This window comes from Micromonospora sp. NPDC023956, from assembly GCF_040639195.1.
In the GTDB taxonomy this organism is placed as follows: Bacteria; Actinomycetota; Actinomycetes; order Mycobacteriales; family Micromonosporaceae; genus Micromonospora.
Genome location: NZ_JBEZZN010000015.1, coordinates 107,535 through 125,530 on the forward strand (window position 1 = coordinate 107,535; position 17,996 = coordinate 125,530).

Below are 17,996 nucleotides of genomic sequence, written 5' to 3' on the forward strand. Positions count from 1 at the left end.
GGCCGCCGCCCGCCGCGCTCAGGACGACGACGGGCGCGACATCGCCTCCCGCAGCTCGCGCTTGCGGACCTTGTGACTCGGTCCGAGCGGCAGACTGTCGACGTACCGGACCAGCCGGGGGTACTTGTGCCGCCCCAGACGCTGCCGGCACCACTCGACGAGTTCCCGCTCACCCGGGGGCGGCGGCCCGGTCGGGTCGGGCACCACCACCGCGCAGACCTCCTCGCCGTGCACCGGGTCGGGCAGGCCGACCACCGCCACCTGGCCGACCGCCGGGTGCCGGGCCAGCACCTCCTCCACCTCCCGGGGGTAGACGTTGAACCCACCCCGGATGATCACGTCCTTGGTCCGGTCGACGATGGTGACGAACCCCTCGGCGTCCTTGCGGCCCAGGTCGCCGCTGCGGAACCAGCCGTCCACCACGGCCCGCGCGGTGGCCTCCGGCTGGCCGAGGTAACCGGCGAAGACGTTGTGCCCCCGGATGACGATCTCGCCGAGTTCCCCCGTGGGCAGCAGTTCGATGCGGTCGTCCAGCTCGGCGCGGGCGATCTCCACCTCGACGCCCCAGACCGGGTGCCCGACCGTGCCGGGTCGGGTGCCGAAGGCCGGCTGGTTGGTGGTGGCCGTCGGCGAGGTCTCCGAGAGGCCGTACCCCTCGAAGACGGTGGTGTCGAAGGCGGCGTGGAAGCGTTCCAGCACGGCCACCGGCAGCGACGCCCCGCCGGAGATGCACAGTCGCAGCCGGGGCAGCGTGTCGCGGTCCCGGGCCGCGTCGAGCAGCGCGACGTACATGGTGGGCACGCCGTGGAAGACGTCGACCCCCTCGCGCAGCATGAGGTCGACCGCCGCCGGACCGGTGAAACGGCTGAGCAGCACCAGGGTCCCGCCGACCCGGAAGGTGCCGTTCATCGCCACGGTCTGCCCGAAGCTGTGGAACAGCGGCAGGCAGCCGAGCACCACGTCGGTGCCGCGCGCGTCGTTGGCGTCGAAGACGTTGACCGTCGCGTTCATGACCAGGTTGAGGTGCGTGAGCAGGGCACCCTTCGGGGCACCGGTCGTGCCGCTGGTGTAGAGGACCACCGCGGTGTCCTCGGCCGACCGGGTCAGGTACGACGGCACCGGCTCCCGTGCCGCGTCGACGTCCTCCAGTCGTGGCGCGTCGGTCACGGCGGACGCCGGGCCGACCGTCACCACCGGGATACCGGCGACGGCCGCCGCCGCCCGCCCGGTCGGGAGCTGCGAGGTGTGGCAGACCAGCAGCGTCGCGCCACTGTCGCGCAGCACGTAGCCCATCTCGTCGGGGGTCATCAGCAGGTGCACCGGCACGAGCACCGCCCCGGCGGCGAGGGCGCCGTAGTACACCCGGGGGAAGTCGACCACGTTCGGGGCGAGCAGGGCCACCGTGTCGCCGGGCGCCACGCCCAGTCCGCGCAGCGCGGCGGCGTAGCAGCGGGCCTCCAACCACAGCTCGGCGTACGTCACCCGGACGTCGCCGTCGACCACGGCGACCGTGTCGGGGTGCCGGCGGGCGGCCTCGGCCAGCACCATGGCCAACGACAGGGCGGTCACCGCGACGCACCGGTGTAGAGGCGGCTGACCGTCTCGGCGACGCAGACCGGCTTGCCGCCCGCGTCGCTGTGCACGGTGACCGAGGCGACCAGCTGCACCCCGCCCTCGACCGGGGACACCTCGACGATGGTGGCGCTGGCCCGTACCGCGCCGCCCACCCGCAGCGGGGCCGGGAAGCGGACCCGGTTGAGCCCGTAGTTGACGCCCATCCGCAGCCCGTCCACCCGGTACAGGCCGGTGACCAGCGCCGGCAGCAGGGCGAGGGTGAGGTAGCCGTGCGCGATCGTGCCGCCGAACGGCCCGGCCGCCGCCCGCTCGGCGTCCACGTGGATCCACTGGTGGTCGTCGGTGGCGTCGGCGAACAGGTCCACCCGGCGCTGGTCGACCGGCGTCCAGGGGCCCGGCCCGATGGTCTCCCCCACGGCGGCGGCCAGGTCGTCGGTGTCGGTGAAGATCCTCATGCCAGGTGACCGCCGATCTTCGTGTAGCCGCGCAGCAGGTCGCGGGAGATGATCAGTCGTTGCATCTCGTCGGTCCCCTCGAAGATCCGGTAGAGCCGTACCTGCCGGTACCAGCGTTCGATCGGCAGCTCGCGGGTGTAGCCCATGCCGCCGTGGATCTGGAGCGCCCGGTCCACCACCCGGTTGACCATCCCGGCGCCGTAGAGCTTGCCCATCGAGGAGGCGTGCCGGGGGTCCATCCCCTGATCGACCGTCCAGGCGGAGCGCAGCACCAGCCAGCGGGCCGCCTCGAGTTCGGTCTCCGAGTCGGCGATCATCCACTGGATGGCCTGGTTGGTGCCGATCTTCGCGCCGAAGGTCTCCCGGGTGTTGGCGTGCTCGATCGCCATCTGGAGCACCCGTTCGGCGATGCCGATCGCGTGCGAGGGGATGGTGTAGCGGCCCTTGCCGATCCACTGCATGCCCAGGTCGAAGCCCTGTCCGACCTCGCCGAGGACGTTGCGGTGCGGCACCCGTACGCCGTCGAAGATCAACGACGCCGGCCCGCCCTCCCCCATGGTCTGGATGAACTCGGAACGCCAGCCCATCGTCCGGTCCACCAGGAAGGCGGTCGCACCGCCGTGGCGGGCGCCCTTCTCCGGGTCGGTGACCGCGACGACGATGGCGAAGTCGGCGTCGTTGCCGTTGGTGATGAAGGTCTTCTCGCCGTCGAGGATCCAGTCGTCGCCGTCCCGGCGGGCGCGGAACCGGATGTTCGCCGCATCCGAGCCGGCGCCGGGCTCGGTGATCGCGAAGCAGGAGATCCGCTCCCCCTCGATGGTGGGGACGAGGAACTCCGCCTTCTGGTCGGCGGTGGCGTGGAACAGGATGTTGTCGGCCTCGCCGCCGAAGCGGAACGGCACGAAGGTGCGGCCCAGCTCGGTCCAGATCAGCGACTGGGTGACGGCGGGCAGGTCCATGCCGCCGTACTCCTCGGGGGTGGCCAGCCCCCAGAAGCCGAACGCGCGCGCCTTGAGTTGCAACTCGCGCAGCTCGGCGCGGTCCAGTCCGGGACGGTGCGCCCGTTCCCGGCGCAGCACCTCCTGTTCCAGCGGCACGACCTCCCGGGTGATGAAGTCACGGGCCGTGTCACGGATGGCCCGCTCCTCGTCGGAAAGCGCGAAGTCCATGTCCCCTCCGGGTGTTCGGTGAGCGTGGGGCGGGTCAGCGGGCCCCGCCGTCGACGACGGCGATCCGGTCGGCGAGTCTGGTCACGGGTGTCCCCCTGGGGTCTAGAAGGCGTTGACGCCGGTGAGCGCCCGTCCGATGAGGAGTTGCTGGATCTGGCTGGTGCCCTCGTAGAGGGTGGCCACGCGGGCGTCGCGCAGGTACTTGCCGACCGGGTACTCGTCGACGTAGCCGTACCCGCCGAAGACCTGGACGGCGTCGTTGGCCGCGCGGACGGCGGCCTCGCTGGCGAACAGCTTGGCCATCGACGCCTCGGTGGCGAACGGCTCACCCCGCTCGATCAGGTCGGCCACCCGCCAGACCAGCAGCCGCGCGGCGGCGGTGTCCACCGCGATCCGGGCGAGCAGCTGCTGCACGAGTTGGTGGCCGGCGATGGGCTTGCCGAACTGGGTGCGCTGGCCGGCGTAGTCGACGGCGGCGTCCAGGCAGCCCTGGGCGATCCCGACACAGCCGGCGGCGACCGACATCCGCCCCTTGGCCAGGGTGGCCAGCGCCAGCCGGAAGCCCCGGCCCTCGTCGCCGAGGCGGGCGGAGTCGGGCACCCGGACGTCGTCGAGGACGAGCTCCGCGGTGGCCTGCCCGCGCAGGCCGAGCTTGCCGTGGATCTCCCGGCGGGAGAACCCGACCGCGTCGGTGGGCACCAGGAAGGCGGTGATGCCCCGGTGCCCGTCGCCGCCGGTCCGGGCGAACACCAACGCGACGTCGGCGGTGGTGCCGTTGGTGATGAAGACCTTCCGACCGGTGAGCAGCCAGTCGGTGCCGTCGCGGGTGGCCCGGGTGGTCAGCGCGGCGGCGTCCGAGCCGCTGCCCGGTTCGGTCAGCGCGAAGCAGCCGAGGGCGTCACCGGCGCAGAGGCGGGGCAGCCACTCGGCCCGCTGGGCCGGGGTGCCGTGTCTGGCGATCGTCGTCGCGACCAGACCGAGGGAGACCGAGACGATCCCACGTACCGAGGAGTCACCGCGCCCCAGCTCCTCCAGGACGAGGCAGTAGGAGAGGTGGTCGCCGCCGGAGCCGCCGTGTTCCTCGGCGACGGTGAGACCGAGGAAGCCCAGCTCGCCGAGGCGGCGGACGATCACCGGGTCGACCGCCTCGCGGCGGTCCCACGCGGCGGCGTGTGGCGTCACCTCGCGTGCGACGAAGTCGGCGGCGAGCCGGCGGACGGCCGCCTGCTCGACGGAGAGGTGAAGGTCCATGGACAATCAAACTAGCGGTGCAAGTTTAATTGGTCCAGACCCGGTTGTGGCAGAGTTCTGCGCGGATCACCGGAGTACGCGTCACCGAGCGGAGGAGATAGCCGATGCCCCGGCCACGACAGCCACTGCTCAGCCGGGAGCGGATCGTCGAGGCCGCCGCCGCGCTGATCGACTCCGACGGCCTGGCGGGGTTCTCCACCCGCCGACTCGCCGCCGAACTCGGCGTCCGTGGCCCGTCGCTGTACAACCACTTCGCCACCAAGGACGAGATCCTCGACGCGGTCGCCGACAGCATCACCGGGCAGGTGGACGTGTCGTTCTTCGGCGCCCTCGACTGGCGCGAGGCGCTGCGCCGGTGGGGCCACTCGTACCGGGCGGCCCTGGCCGCCCACCCGCACATCGTGCCGTACCTCGCGCAGGGTCCCGGACGTCGTCCGGCCGCCCTCGCCATGGCCGACGCCGTCTACGGCGGACTCGTCGACGCGGGCTGGCCCCCGGCCCGAGCCACCCACGTCGGGGCGCTCATGCGGTACTTCGTCGCCGGGTCGGCCCTGGGCTCGTTCGCCCGGGGCTTCGTCGAGGACGCGGGACTGTACGCCGAGCAGTACCCCCACCTCACCCAGGCCCACCGACTCGCCGAACACCAGCAACGGGTCGACGAGGGCGCCTTCGCCCTGGGCCTGGACGCGCTCATCGACGGCCTGGCCCACACCTACGAGCGGACCATCGGTCCGTTGCCGCCCCTCCCGCCGGCCGCCGACACGCACTAGAGTCCAAACTTGCACTGCTAGTTTGCGACGTACGTGAGGGGCTCCATGGATCTCGCACGGACCGACTTCTACCTCGACGGCCACTGGGTCACCGCCTCCTCCGGAGAGACGATCCCGGTACACAACCCGGCGACCGAGGAGGTCGTCGCGACCGTACCGGCCGGCACCGCGGCCGACGTCGACCGGGCCGTGGCCGCCGCACGGGCCGCGTTCGACGGCTGGGCCACCGCCGCGCCGGCCGACCGGGCGGCCTGCCTGGGCCGGCTGCACGCGACGCTGACCGCCCGCGTCGACGACATCGCCCGGACCGTCGCCCTGGAGCTGGGCACCCCGCTGAAGGTGGCCACCCGGGTGCAGGCCGGGCTCCCCCTCACCGTGCTGCACGGCTACGTCGACCTGGCCGCACAGCCACCCGCCGAGCAGACCGTCGGGAACTCGCTGGTCGTCCGGGAACCGGTCGGCGTGGTCGGTGCGATCACCCCGTGGAACTACCCGCTGCATCAGGTCATGGCCAAGCTCGCGCCGGCACTCGCCGCCGGCTGCCCGGTGGTCCTCAAGCCGAGCGAGCTGACCCCGCTCACGGCGTACCTGCTCTTCGACGCGATCGACGCGGCCGGTTTCCCGCCCGGGGTGGTCAACCTGGTCACCGGCACCGGGCCGGTGGTCGGTGAGGCCATCGCCGCCCACCCGGACGTCGACCTGGTCTCGTTCACCGGTTCCACCGCCACCGGCCGGCGGATCTCCCACCTGGCCGCCGACCGGATCGCCCGGGTCGCGCTGGAACTCGGGGGCAAGTCGGCGAACGTGATCCTCGACGACGCCGACCTGCCCGGCGCCGTGAAGGTGGGCGTCGCCAACGCCTTCCTCAACTCCGGGCAGACCTGCACCGCCTGGACCCGGATGCTGGTGCACCGCTCCCGCTACGACGAGGCGGTCGACCTCGCCGCGCAGGCCGCCGCAGGCTACCGGCTGGGCGACCCGTTCGAGCCCGCCACCCGGCTCGGTCCGCTCGTCTCGGCGGACCAACGGCAGCGGGTGCGCGACCACGTCGACCGGGGGCTCGCCGACGGGGGCCGGCTGGTCGCCGGCGGACCGGACGCCCCGGTGCCCGACCGTGGCTGGTTCGTCGCCCCGACGGTGATCGCCGATGTCCACCCGGACAGCGCGCTGGCCCAGGAGGAGGTCTTCGGGCCGGTGCTCGCGATGATCCCGGTCGACGACGACGACCATGCCGTCGCGGTGGCCAACAACTCGCGGTACGGGCTGGCCGGCGCGGTCTGGTCCGGCGACGGGGACCGGGCGCTGCGGGTCGCCCGGCGACTGCGCACCGGTGCGGTCGACATCAACGGCGCGCCCTTCAATCCGCTCGCCCCGTTCGGCGGCTACAAGCAGTCCGGACTCGGCCGGGAGCTGGGCCGTCACGGGCTGGAGGAGTTCTACGAGACGAAGGCGATCCAGCGGTGAGGGCGCTGGTCGCCCGGACCGCCGGGGAACCGCCCCGGGTGGAGGACGTCGAACCGTCGCCCTGCGGCCCCGACGAGGTGCGCGTGGAGATCAGGGCCGCCGGGGTGTGCCACTCCGACCTGTCGATGGTCGACGGCACCCTGTCCCCGCCGTACCCGCTGGTGCTCGGACACGAGGCGGCGGGGGTGGTGGCCGAGGTGGGCGAGCGCGTCGACCGGGTCGCACCCGGTGACCACGTGGTGCTGAACTGGGCGCCGCCGTGCCGCGACTGCTGGTACTGCGGACACGGCGAGCCGTGGCTGTGCGAACGGGCCGGCCAGCCCGCCACCGCCCGGGGGCGCACCCCGGCCGGCGAGCCCCTGCACGTCACCCTCGGCCTGGGCGCCCTCGCCGAGCAGGTGGTGGTGCCCCAGCGGGCGGTGATCCCGGTCCCGGCGGACCTGCCGCTGGAGTCGGCCGCGCTGCTGGGCTGCGCCGTGCTCACCGGCGTGGGCGCGGTCCTGCGTACCGCCCGGGTCGCCCCCGGCGAGGCGGTGGCCGTCATCGGCCTCGGCGGGGTGGGACTGTCGGTGGTCGCCGCAGCCCGAGCGGCCGGCGCCGGCCCGGTGCTCGCCGTCGACGTGTCCCCGGCCAAGGCGGAACTGGCCGCCGCCGTGGGCGCCACCGACTTCCTGCTCGCCGACGACACCGTCAACCGGGAGATCCGGGCCCGTACCGGCGGGCGGGGCGTCGACCACGCCTTCGAGTGCGTCGGGCGCAGTGCCACCATCCGGACCGCCTGGCGGGCCACCCGGCGGGGCGGTCAGGTGACCGTGGTGGGCATGGGCGCCAAGGACGACGTGGTGGGCCTCGGCGCGTTGGACATCTTCCACTCGGCACGGACGCTGCGCTCCTCGGTCTACGGGTCGTCCGATCCGGACCGGGACCTGCCCGTCCTGGCCCGGGCGGTACTGGACGGCACCCTGGACCTCGGCCCGCTGATCACCGACCGGACCACCCTGGACGGCGCGGCGGAGGCGTTCGCCCGGATGGCCCGGGGCGAGGGCGCCCGCACCGTCGTCGTGCCGTAGCCCCGGGGTGTCTCATCCGGGGCGAACGCAGCGTGACCATGCACGGTCGGCACCTACCCTTCACCCGGCAGCCTCTTGACCCTCACACCGTGTCAGGCGGTCCACTCGGAGACCGCGATCGCCGCCAGCTACCAACCGGAGGACATCAGCCCGGTCATCGGACCCCTCTACGACGAACTCTTCCGACGCCTCGACGCGGCCGGCGTCACCTGCACCGGACCCGGGATCGCCTACTACACCGACGAGCCGCAGGGAGCCGGCCGGATCATCGTGCACGCCGCCGTCGAGGTCTCCGCCCCCTGCCAGGACGGTGACCTCCGGGTGTGGAACCTGCCACCCATCGACCATGCGGCGACCATCGTGCACCGGGGCTCGATGGACACGGTCGTCCCGACCGCCCAGACCCTGACCCGCTGGATCGACGGTAACGGGTACCGGGCGACCGGATACCCGCGGGAGGTCACCCTGGAGTGCCCGGCGAACCGCGACGACTGGGTGACCGAACTACAGGCACCGGTGGGTCGCCGCTGACACCCTCACCGGTGCCCCGTCAGAGCACCCGGGCCAGCTGGGTGCGGGAGCGGATGCCGAGCCGGTGGAAGATGTTACGCAGGTGGTGGTCGACGGTACGGGTGGAGAGGAACATCAGGTCGGCGACCTCCCGGTTGGTGGCGCCCTCCGCGACCAGCTGCGCGACCCGCAGCTGCTGACCGGTCAGCAGCCCGGCGGCCGTCGGGTCCGGCCCGCCGACCGACTCCCCGGCGGCCCGCAGCTCGGCGGCGGCCTGCCCGGCCCAGGCGGTCGCGCCGAGGCGGGCGAACGTCTCCCGGGCGTCGTGCAGGTGGCGGCGGGCGTCGCGGGGGCGGCGGCTACGGCGCAGTTCGCGACCGAAGAGGAACTCGGTACGGGCGCGCTCGAACGCACCGTCCCCGGGCGGGTGCCACCGTAATGCGGCCCGGAAGCCCTCCTCCGCCGCCGCGCTGCCCCGGGGGGCGAGCAGCGCGTGGCACCGCGCGGAGAGGGCTCGGCGCGACGGGCTGGCCGTACTGTGGGCCCAGCGGTCGAAGACGGCGAGCGCGGCGACGGCCGCCGGTCGGTGAGTCGACGCGGCGGCGGCCTCCACCAGGTACGGCGTGGCCATCACCTGCACGGTGACCTGTCCGCGCCCGGTGCCGGGGCGGGCCAGGCCCGCCAGCCGCGCGGCGGCGTCCTCGGGCCGCCCGTCGAGCAGGTCGAGCACCGCGAGCGCCCAGCGCGCCAGGGCGTCGGGTCGGCTGCCCGGCGCCGGTTCCTCGCCGATCTCCCGGATCAGCCGCAGACTGCTCGCCCGGTCGGCACGGACGGCGGCCAGCACCGCCAGCATGCCCCGGTGGACGCCGGCCCAGGTGGCCTGGCCGGCGCTCCGGGCGATCCGCAGCCCCTCCCGGGAGCTCTCCGCCGCCGCCTCGTGCCGGCCCAGCCAGTACTCGGCGATCGCGCGCAGCTCCAGTGCCCGGGGCAGGTCGGCGACCTCGCCGCGCGTCCGGGCCAGTCCCACGGCGTGGTCGGCGAGCCGGTGCGCCGGGCCGTCCTCCGCCACCAGCAGGGCCGCCACCGCCCCGCCGGTCAGGGCGGTCGGCGTACGGTCCGCCCCGGTGAGCCGGTCGGCGAGGACGACGGTCCGGCGCAGTGCCGGTCCGGCCGTCTCGTGGTCGCCCCGCAGGGCCGCCGCCATCCCGGCGAGGCGGGCGGTCGCCAGCTCCGTTCCGGGTGACGCCGGGGTGTGGCCCAGCCTCCGGGCCCGCTGCGCCACGTCGGCGTACCGGTACTGGTCACCGGCGAAGCAGACCGCTTCGCCGGCCCGGAGCAGCGCCTGGAGGGCCAGGTCCGGGGCGGCGCCGGCCGCCGCGTCGGCGGCGGCGAGCAGGGCGGTCAACGCGACCGGCGTCCGGCCGCAGCGCAGTTCCATCTCGCCGCGCAGTAGTTCCGCCCGGCCGGTCACGGTGGGGTCCGTCGCGTCGGTGGGCAGGTGCTGGGTCAGCAGCCGGGCCTGGTGTGGGCGGCCCGCCGCCCAGGCGTGGTGGGCCGCGTCCACCAGCCGGGCGGCGGCGCGGGCCCGGTCGCCACCGAGGTCGGCGGCGCGGTGCAGGGCCGCCGATCGGGCGTCCGGGCTGCCCTCGCCCCGGGCCGCCTCCTCCAGCTCCCCCGCCAGGGCGGGATCCGGCCCCTCGGCCGCGGCGGCGAGGTGCAGGGCCCGGCGCAACCGGTGACCGGTGCCGTCGAGCAGGGCGGCGAGCAGCAGGTGGGCCGTCCGCCGCTCGGCGAGGGGTGCCGTGGCGACGACCATCGCGCGGGCCAGCGGGTGTGGGAACGTCACGCCGTGCGCCTCGACGCGGACCAGGCCGGCGGTCTCGGCCGGGGTGAGCGCCTCGATCACCGTCCCGGCGGCACGCGCGGCCCGGACCAGCGTGGCCGCGTTCACCCCGTCGCCGAGGGCGGCGAGCAACAGCAGACGGCGGGTGGCGTCGGGCAAGCGGTTCAGCCGGGCCCGGTAGCCACGGCCGAGGACGCCGTCGGGTGGCGGTGTGTCGGGGAGGTGTTCCTCTCCCCGGCACTGGGCGGGGGTCAGGGCATCGGCCAGGTCCACGAGGGCCTGCGGGTTGCCGGCGGCGATCGTACCGAGGGTGGTGGCGACCGGGTCGGACGCGGCCACCGGCAGCCGGTCGGCGAGGACGGCGCGACTGTCGTGCTCGTCGAGGGGACGGAGCCGCCGGGCGGGGATCCCGCCGGGCGTCGTGTCGACGGCTCCGGTGAGGATGACGACGACCGGCAGGTGGCACAGGCGGCGAGCTACGAACGCCAGTGCCTCGGCGGTCGGTCGGTCCCCGAGGTCGACGTCGTCCATGGTGCACAGCAGCGGACGTTCCCGGGCGACGGCGGCGAGCAGCCCGAGCACGGCCATCGACAGGGTCAGCCGCTGGCCGGCGGGGCAGCCCGCACCGGCCAGGGCCCGCCGCAGCACGCGTCGCTGTGCGGCGGGAAGGGCCCCGGCCCGGTCGCGCACCGGGTCGAGAAGGCGTTGCAGTCCGGCGTAGGGCAGTGCCGCCTCGTCGGTGAGCCCGGTTCCGGCGAGGATCGTGCGGTCACCGGCGTGCCGGTGTGCGTAGCCGAGCAGGGCGGTCCGGCCGGACCCCGGCTCACCCTGGAGCAGCAGCGCTCCCCCACCGGCACCGCCGAGCAGGTCGCGGATCGCCCGGCGCTCGTCGTCCCGACCCCGCAGCACGGTTATTTGCACTGACGATGCAGCAACCATGCATTTAGTGTTACCTATCGGTAACGCGATGGAAAGAGGCGACGGTCATCGGCGCGCCGCGTCGGCCAGCAGGGCAGCCACCGTACGGGCCATCGCCGCGCGGGCCTGGTCGACACCGAGCCCGAGTCCGTCGCGCAGCATCGACCAGGCCGGCCACATGCTCGCCGCCACCAGGGCGTGCACCACCTGGTCCCGCCCCGGACCGGCCTGGGCCAACTCGGTGGCGAAGAGCTGCTCGACCTCCTCGCGGACCCGGTCGATGTGCTTGAGGCGGTTGCGGCGCAGCTGCTCGGAGACCGGCTCACGCATCTGCGCGGCCCGCGCCGACGGGGCGATGAGCTGGAGCAGCCGGGCCCGCTGCCGGCAGAACGCGTCGACCCGTTTGGCCAACGGCAGCGTGGGCGGAATCGGCCGGTAGGCGGCGTCCTGCTGCCGGAGGACCTCCTCACCACTGGCCTCGAAGAGGGTCTCCATGTCCTTGAAGTTGGTCCAGAGGGTCCGCAGGGAGATGCCGGCCCGCTCGGCGATGCGCTCCCCGGTCGGGCGCAGGTCGCCCTCGGAGATGAGCGCCAGGTGCGCCTCGACGATGGCCGCCCGGGTGCGTTCCGCGCGGGCGGTTCGCCCGTCGACCCGCCCCGGTGCCTCGGCCCTGCCCATCGTGCTCTCTCCTCCGTCGCCGCCGATCGTCCGCGAGTCTAGACGGGCGTCTCCGCAGGGTCCCGGGGCTGGTGGCGGCGTAGTTCCCGGCGGGCCAGCGACTGCCGGTGCACCTCGTCCGGCCCGTCGGCCAGGCGCAGGGCGCGGGCCCGGGTCCAGAGGCGCGCGAGCGGGGTGTCCTGACTGACCCCGGCCGCGCCGTGGGCCTGGATGGCCCGGTCGATGATCCACTCGACGGTCTCCGGCACCACGATCTTGATCGCCTGGATCTCGGTGTGCGCCTGCCGGTTGCCGACCGTGTCCATCAGCCAGGCGGTCTTCAACACGAGCAGCCGGGCCTGTTCGAGGCGGACCCGGGACTCCGCGATCCAGTCCCGGACGACGCCCTGCCCGGCCAACGGCCCGCCGAAGGCGTGCCGGTCGACGACCCGCCGGCACATCAGTTCGAGCGCCCGCTCGGCCATGCCGACCAGGCGCATGCAGTGGTGGATCCGGCCGGGGCCGAGCCGGGCCTGCGAGATGGCGAAACCGGAGCCCTCCTCGCCGACCAGGTTGCCGACCGGCACCCGGACGTCCACGAAGTCGATCTCGGCGTGCCCGCCGTGGTCGCTGTCGTCGTACCCGAAGGTCCGCATGCCCCGCCGGACGCTGACCCCCGGGGTGTCCCGTGGCACGAGGATCTGGCTGTGCTGCCGGTGCCGGGGGGCGGTCGGGTCCGTCCGGCCCATCACCACGAACAGTTCACAGCGCGGGTCCATCGCCCCGGTGACGAACCACTTGCGGCCGTTGATCACGTACTCGTCGCCGACGCGTTCGATCCGGGTGGCGATGTTGGTGGCGTCGGACGAGGCCACCGCCGGCTCGGTCATCGCGAACGCCGACCGGATCCGGGCCTCCAGCAGCGGGGTGAGCCAGCGTTCGCGCTGCTCCGCCGTGCCGAACTCGGCCAGCAGCTCCATGTTGCCGGTGTCCGGGGCCGCGCAGTTGAGCGCCACCGGGGCCAGGCTCGGGGACCGGCCGGTGATCTCGGCGAGCGGGGCGTACCGGAGGTTGGTCAGGCCCGCGCCGTGCTCGCCGGGGAGGAAGAGGTTCCACAGGCCGCGTCGGCGGGCCTCGGCCTGGAGGTCGGCGACGACCGGCGGGACGCTCCACGGGTCGGTGCGGTCGCGGGCCTGCCGCTCGAAGACCGGTTCGGCCGGGTACACCCGCTCGGTCATGAAGTCGGTCAGGCGTTCCCGCAGCCGTTCGGTCGTCTCGTCGTAGCCGAAGTCCATCAGCGCCTCCGTATCCTGGTCAGGCCCTGGGCGACCAGCGGTGGCACCCGCGCGCCCACGTCGCCGAACCCGCTGCCCACGGTCTGCCCGTGCACCCAGCGGTAGTGCACGCCCTCGAGGATCACCGCGAGCTTGAACGCGGCGAAGGCGAGATACCAGTCGAGGCCGTCGATCCGCCGGCCACTGCGGTCGGCGTACCGGTCGGCGAGGTCGTCGTCCCCGGGCCGCCCGGCCAGGTCCGCACGGCCGGCGTAGACCAGGAAGAGCGCCAGGTCGGTGAGCGGATCACCCAGGGTGGACATCTCCCAGTCGAGGACCGCCCGCACCGCGCGGTCGCCACCGACGAGGACGTTGTCCAGCCGGAAGTCGCCGTGCAGGATCACCCCGGCCCGGCTCTCGGGAACGGCCGCCGCGAGCCGGTCGTGCAGCTCCTCGATGCCGGGCAGGTCCCGGCTCCGGGACGCGTCGAGCTGGCGTTTCCACCGCCGCACCTGCCGGCCGGCGAAGCCGTCGGGGCGACCGAAGTCGGCCAGTCCCACCCCGGCCGGGTCGACCGCGTGCAGCTCGGCCAGGACGTCCACCAGGGACAGGAACAGCTCCCGGACGCCCGCCGGCCCCCAGTCGGCCAGCTCCGCCGGCTCCCGGTACGCCCGCCCCGGCACATGGCTCATCAGATAGAAGGGTGCGCCGAGGACCGCCGGGTCCGGGCAGAGGTGCACCGTCTCCGGCACCGGCACGGCCGTCGGGGCGAGCGCCCGGAGGACCCGGTACTCGCGGCCCATGTCGTGCGCGGTGGCCAGCACGTGACCCAGGGGCGGACGGCGTACCACCCACCGGGACCGGCCGTCGGTGACCGCGTAGGTCAGGTTGGAGCGTCCGCCGGCCAGCAGCTCGCCGTGCAGGTCCCCGGCGCGCAGGCCCGGCACGGCCCGGTCGAGGTGATCGGCGAGCCGGCACAGGTCCAGTCCGGGCAGCTCACCCATGCCGACCCCGCTCCGCGTCGCGCTGGGTCCGGTTCATCGCCCGCAGCCAGCGGTCCGGGTCCTCGGCCCGGCGGGCGTACCAGCCGGCGACCTGCGGGTGCGGCAGCACCAGGAAGCGGTCGTCGGCCAGCGCCTCGACGACGCACTCGGCCACCTGCTCGGGCGTGACCGCCGTGTCGTCCAGCAGGGCGGCGCTCAGCCCGTCGGCGTCGGCCAGCATCGGGGTGCGGACCCCCTGCGGGCAGAGGGCCTGGACGGTGACGCCCCGGTGGGCGTAGCTGGCCCGCAGCCACTCGGCGAAGCCCACGGCCGCGTGCTTGGTCACCGAGTAGGGCGCGTTGCCGAGCAGGGTGAGCAGGCCCGCCGCGGAGGCGGTGACCAGCAGCCGGCCCCGGCCGGCGGCGAGCCAGTGCGGCAGCAACGCGCGGGCGGCGTAGACGTGGGACAGCACGTTCACCCGCCAGGCGCGCTCCCACGTCTCGTCGGCGGCGTCCGGACCGCCGCCGGAGGCCACGCCGGCGTTGGCGCAGAACAGGTCGATCGCGCCGAACCGGCCCCGGGCGGCGTCCACCAGGGCGGCCACCCCGGCGGGATCGGCCACGTCGGCGGGGTGGGCGTGCCCGCCGATCCGGGCCGCCACCGCCCGCGCCGCCGGGCCGTCGACGTCGTTGACCACCACCCGCGCGCCGACGGCGGCGAACCGGGTGGCCAGCGCCGCGCCGATGCCGGACCCCGCGCCGGTCACCACCACGGTCGCCCCGGGCAGCGCCAGGCCGGTCACCCCGTCGTCCGGCCGGCGAGGGTGAGGCCACCGTCGAGGACGAGCGTCTGCCCGGTGATCCAGGCCGCCTCGTCGGAGGCGAGGAAGGCGACCGCCGCCGCGACGTCGCCGGGTTCGCCGAGGCGCCCCAGCGGGTACGCCCCGGCGACCTCGTCCTCCCGGTCCGCGTAGAGGGCCGCCGCGAACCGGGTCCGCACCACGGCGGGGGCGACCGCGTTGACGCGTACCGTCGGGGCGAGTTCGACGGCCAGGCAGGCGGTGAGGTGGTCGACGGCGGCCTTGCTCACGCCGTAGAAGGCGATGCCGGACGACGCGGTGCGCCCGGCGATCGAGGAGACGTTGACGACGCAGCCGCCGCGTGCGGCCATCCCGGCGGCGCAGACCTCCTGCACCCAGCCGAGGGTGCCGAGCAGGTTGACGTCGAGGATCTTGCGCGCGGCGGCCAGGTCGAGCGTGGCCAGGGGCCCGTGGACGGGGTTGACGCCGACGTTGTTGACCAGGATGTCGACCGGCCCGAACGCCTCGGTGACCCGGTGGACGGCCTCGGCCCGGTGGGCGGGGTCGTCGGCACGGCCGGGCACGCCCACGGCGTGCGCCGGCCCGCCCAGGGCGGCGACCGCCTCGGCCAGCGCCTCCGGGTGCCGGGCGGTGACGCCCACCCGGGCCCCGTCGGCGACCAACCGCCGGGCGACGGCCAGCCCGATGCCCCGGCTGGCCCCGGTGACGATGGCGACCCGCCCCGCGAGCGCTGCTGAATTTGCATTCACAGTGCAGATACTATGAGCGGGGCGGGTCACGCGTCAACGCCTGTCAGGAGGGCACACCGTTGGCCGGGGGCGTCACCGGCGGCGCGGTGTACTCCTTGACCGGTCCGTCACCCTCGTCGGTCTCGTACGTCGGGCCGAAGTAGCTCTGCACTCCCCCGGTCACCCGGTTCAGCCGCTGCCCGCCGTAACCGGAGTGGTCGGAGTCGGAGAAGCGCAACGGGGCCAGCCCGGGGCCCTGGAAGCCGCCCTTGGTGACGGCGGCGAGCAGCGACTCGCGGGTGAGGTCCTTGCCGGCGGCGAGGAGCACCTGCACGAAGAGGTAGCCGACCGCCATGCCGTAGACGGTGTTGCCGTCGAACGGCGCGTCCGCGTTGTGCGCCTTGTTGACCTTGGTGAAGAGCTGGATCCACGGGTTCGCGGCGTCGTTCTGCATCGGCAGGTAGTTGGCGCCGATCATGCCCTCCAGCAGCGGCGCGGCGGCGCCGAGCTGCTTGGCCAGGGTCGGGTGGTCGCCGCCGACGTTGGAGACCAGCCACTGCGCGGTGAAGTCGAGCCGCTTGGCCGTGCCGATGGCCAGCGCGGTGAACCCGGGCACGGTGGCCAGGACGACCACCTGGCAGCCGGCGGCCTTGAACGCGCCGATCTGGGGGGCGACGTTGGGGTTGCTGGTGACGTACGTCTGCCGGACGGCGACCGCCTCCGCACCGAGCACCTTCTCCACGCCGACCAGGCTGTCCCGGCCGAAGTCGTCGTCCTGCCCGAGGAAGCAGACCTTCCGGCCGGGCAGCTCGGTCTTGATGTGGTGGGCCAGGATCTTGCCCTCCACCGTGTAGTCGGTGTTGAACCCGAAGGTGCCCGGGTACTTGTCCGGCTGGTCCCAGCTGCGGCTGCCGGAGGCGACGAAGAGGTCGGGCACCCGGTTGCTCTTGAGGAAGTCGAGCACGCCGCTGTGGGTGGGCGTGCCGAGCCCGTTCAGGACGGCGAAGACCTTGTCCTGGAGGACCAGCTGCCGGACCACCTGCTGGGTGTTCGCCGGGTTGTAGCCGTCGTCCATCACCTTGTAGGTGATCTTCCGGCCGTGTACGCCGCCGTTGGCGTTGACGTAGTCGAAGTAGGCCTTGGTGGCCGGAGCGATCTTGGAGTAGCCGGCCGCGGCGGGACCGGTCAGCGGCATGTGGGTGCCGACCACGATCTCGGTGTCGGTGACTCCGGGCACCGACGCGCGGTCGGAGCCGGAGCCGCCGTCACCGCAACCGGTGGCGGCCACGAGCAGGCTCATGGAGGTGGCGATCGCGAGACCGCATCGGGTGATGCGTCGCATCAGGGCACCGACCTTTCCTTGGTCCGGTTCGGGTGAACGGGTGGTGGGGTGAGGCGTCGGTCGCCGACCGGCGACGACCGCCGGGACGCCGACCGGTTCAGGACCGTCGGGACGGCCAGCCGGCGCGCAGCGGCCGGACCAGGCGGGACAGCAGACCCTGCACCCCGCCGGGCGCGGCGATCATGACGACGACCAGCGTGATCCCGAAGATCGCCAGCGGGAGGTTGCCCTCCAGCCGCTGGGCCAGGGCCGGGGAGAGCAAGAGCTGCTCGGTCAGGGTGTGCGTCAGGTCCGGCAGGGCGACCAGCAGCACCGCCCCCCAGAACGCGCCGGCGAGACTGCCCAGGCCGCCGACGACCACGGCCATCAGCAGGAAGAGCGAGAGCGTCAGGGAGAACGCCCCGGGCGACGCGCTCTGGGCCAGCACCGCGAGCAGGGCGCCGCCGAGCCCGGCGCAGGCTGCGCTGACCACGAAGGCGAGCACCTGGGTACGGGCGACGTGGATGCCGGCGAGCCGGGCCGCCACCTCGTCGTCGCGGACCGCCCGGAACGTACGGCCGAACCGGCTGCGGACGAGGTTGCCGAGCAGCAGCAGGGCGAGCAGGCTGGCCGACCCGGCGACCCAGAGCTGCCACCGCTCGTAGGGGAAGTCGAGGCCGAGCGCCGCCGGGGGCGGATCGACCGGGACCGACAGCCCCTGCTCGCCGTTGAACACCCCGTCGAAGGTGACGGTCAGCGCCGGCACCACGACCGCGACGGCCAGGGTGACCCCGGCCAGGTACGGGCCCCGCAACCGGGCCGCGGCCACGCCGACGACGGCGCCGACGGCGACCGTGGTCAGGATGGCCACCCCCAGCGAGACCGGGAGGACCCAGCCGCCGGTGATCCCCCGGTCCAGAAAGGCGGTCTGGCAGAGGGCGACGGTGTAGGCACCGGTGGCCATCAGCGCGCCGTGCCCGAGCGAGAGCTGCCCGTTGAGTCCGGTGAGCACGGTCAGCCCGGCGGTGGCGCAGAAGTAGGCGGCCACGGTGGCGAGCTGGAAGTTGCGGAACGGCTCCAGCTGGTAGCTGACGACCAGCAGGGCCAGCGCGGCGACGGCGGCCCAGGCCAGGTGACGCAGCAGGGTCGCGCCACGGGGCCCACCGGACGGGCGGGCACCGGGGCCGG

The 17,996-nt window shown here is 74.2% G+C and carries 16 protein-coding genes; 4 read left to right on the plus strand and 12 right to left on the minus strand.

Going from position 1 to position 17,996, the window contains the following annotated elements; all coding sequences use genetic code 11:
• Window positions 1-18: 18 nt before the first annotated feature.
• The 4 genes from AB0F58_RS24750 to AB0F58_RS24765 all read right to left on the minus strand — a co-directional run bounded on the left by AB0F58_RS24750 (window position 19) and on the right by AB0F58_RS24765 (window position 4,450).
• On the minus strand, window positions 19-1,569 hold the full coding sequence (locus tag AB0F58_RS24750) for a long-chain fatty acid--CoA ligase (protein ID WP_357147366.1): 1,551 nt from the start codon (window positions 1,567-1,569) through the stop codon (window positions 19-21).
• The gene (locus AB0F58_RS24755; protein ID WP_357147368.1) at window positions 1,566-2,030 is read right to left on the minus strand and encodes a MaoC family dehydratase; all 465 of its coding nucleotides are present in this window, start codon (window positions 2,028-2,030) and stop codon (window positions 1,566-1,568) included. Before AB0F58_RS24755 ends, AB0F58_RS24750 begins: the two co-directional genes overlap by 4 nt.
• Entirely contained in the window at window positions 2,027-3,199 is a 1,173-nt protein-coding gene (locus AB0F58_RS24760; RefSeq protein WP_357147371.1) for an acyl-CoA dehydrogenase family protein, read from the minus strand. Before AB0F58_RS24760 ends, AB0F58_RS24755 begins: the two co-directional genes overlap by 4 nt.
• A gap of 102 nt (window positions 3,200-3,301) precedes the next feature.
• The gene (locus AB0F58_RS24765) at window positions 3,302-4,450 is read right to left on the minus strand and encodes an acyl-CoA dehydrogenase family protein (protein WP_357147374.1); all 1,149 of its coding nucleotides are present in this window, start codon (window positions 4,448-4,450) and stop codon (window positions 3,302-3,304) included.
• A gap of 104 nt (window positions 4,451-4,554) precedes the next feature.
• Here AB0F58_RS24765 and AB0F58_RS24770 point away from each other — a divergent pair, with 104 nt between their 5' ends.
• From AB0F58_RS24770 to AB0F58_RS24785, 4 genes are all read left to right on the plus strand, one after another.
• On the plus strand, window positions 4,555-5,220 hold the full coding sequence (locus tag AB0F58_RS24770; protein ID WP_357147376.1) for a TetR/AcrR family transcriptional regulator C-terminal domain-containing protein: 666 nt from the start codon (window positions 4,555-4,557) through the stop codon (window positions 5,218-5,220).
• 45 nt (window positions 5,221-5,265) lie between these two features.
• Window positions 5,266-6,684, plus strand: a complete 1,419-nt coding sequence (locus AB0F58_RS24775; protein WP_357147378.1) for an aldehyde dehydrogenase family protein — start codon at window positions 5,266-5,268, stop codon at window positions 6,682-6,684.
• Window positions 6,681-7,754 (plus strand): Zn-dependent alcohol dehydrogenase, encoded by a 1,074-nt coding sequence (locus AB0F58_RS24780; RefSeq protein WP_357147381.1) that lies wholly within the window; start codon window positions 6,681-6,683, stop codon window positions 7,752-7,754. The genes AB0F58_RS24775 and AB0F58_RS24780 overlap by 4 nt, the downstream gene beginning before the upstream one ends.
• A gap of 75 nt (window positions 7,755-7,829) precedes the next feature.
• Window positions 7,830-8,285: a GyrI-like domain-containing protein gene (locus tag AB0F58_RS24785; protein WP_357147384.1), complete on the plus strand. Its 456-nt coding sequence runs from the start codon at window positions 7,830-7,832 to the stop codon at window positions 8,283-8,285.
• Between the two features lie 19 nt (window positions 8,286-8,304).
• On the opposite strand, the gene AB0F58_RS24790 is transcribed toward AB0F58_RS24785, so the two are convergent.
• From AB0F58_RS24790 to AB0F58_RS24825, 8 genes are all read right to left on the minus strand, one after another.
• Complete coding sequence (locus AB0F58_RS24790) at window positions 8,305-11,016, minus strand: LuxR family transcriptional regulator (protein WP_357147386.1); 2,712 nt, start codon at window positions 11,014-11,016, stop codon at window positions 8,305-8,307.
• A gap of 75 nt (window positions 11,017-11,091) precedes the next feature.
• Window positions 11,092-11,703: a TetR/AcrR family transcriptional regulator gene (locus AB0F58_RS24795; RefSeq protein WP_357147389.1), complete on the minus strand. Its 612-nt coding sequence runs from the start codon at window positions 11,701-11,703 to the stop codon at window positions 11,092-11,094.
• Between the two features lie 38 nt (window positions 11,704-11,741).
• Window positions 11,742-12,977: an acyl-CoA dehydrogenase family protein gene (locus AB0F58_RS24800; RefSeq protein WP_357147393.1), complete on the minus strand. Its 1,236-nt coding sequence runs from the start codon at window positions 12,975-12,977 to the stop codon at window positions 11,742-11,744.
• Window positions 12,977-13,960, minus strand: coding sequence for a phosphotransferase family protein (locus tag AB0F58_RS24805; protein WP_357147396.1), 984 nt, complete (start codon window positions 13,958-13,960; stop codon window positions 12,977-12,979). The genes AB0F58_RS24800 and AB0F58_RS24805 overlap by 1 nt, the downstream gene beginning before the upstream one ends.
• Window positions 13,953-14,732, minus strand: coding sequence for an SDR family oxidoreductase (locus AB0F58_RS24810; protein ID WP_357147448.1), 780 nt, complete (start codon window positions 14,730-14,732; stop codon window positions 13,953-13,955). The genes AB0F58_RS24805 and AB0F58_RS24810 overlap by 8 nt, the downstream gene beginning before the upstream one ends.
• Window positions 14,733-14,737: 5 nt before the next feature.
• Entirely contained in the window at window positions 14,738-15,508 is a 771-nt protein-coding gene (locus tag AB0F58_RS24815) for an SDR family oxidoreductase (protein ID WP_357147399.1), read from the minus strand.
• 43 nt (window positions 15,509-15,551) lie between these two features.
• Window positions 15,552-16,829 (minus strand): ABC transporter substrate-binding protein, encoded by a 1,278-nt coding sequence (locus tag AB0F58_RS24820; protein ID WP_357147401.1) that lies wholly within the window; start codon window positions 16,827-16,829, stop codon window positions 15,552-15,554.
• Between the two features lie 97 nt (window positions 16,830-16,926).
• Entirely contained in the window at window positions 16,927-17,949 is a 1,023-nt protein-coding gene (locus AB0F58_RS24825; protein ID WP_357147451.1) for a branched-chain amino acid ABC transporter permease, read from the minus strand.
• Between the last annotated feature and the right edge of the window lie 47 nt (window positions 17,950-17,996).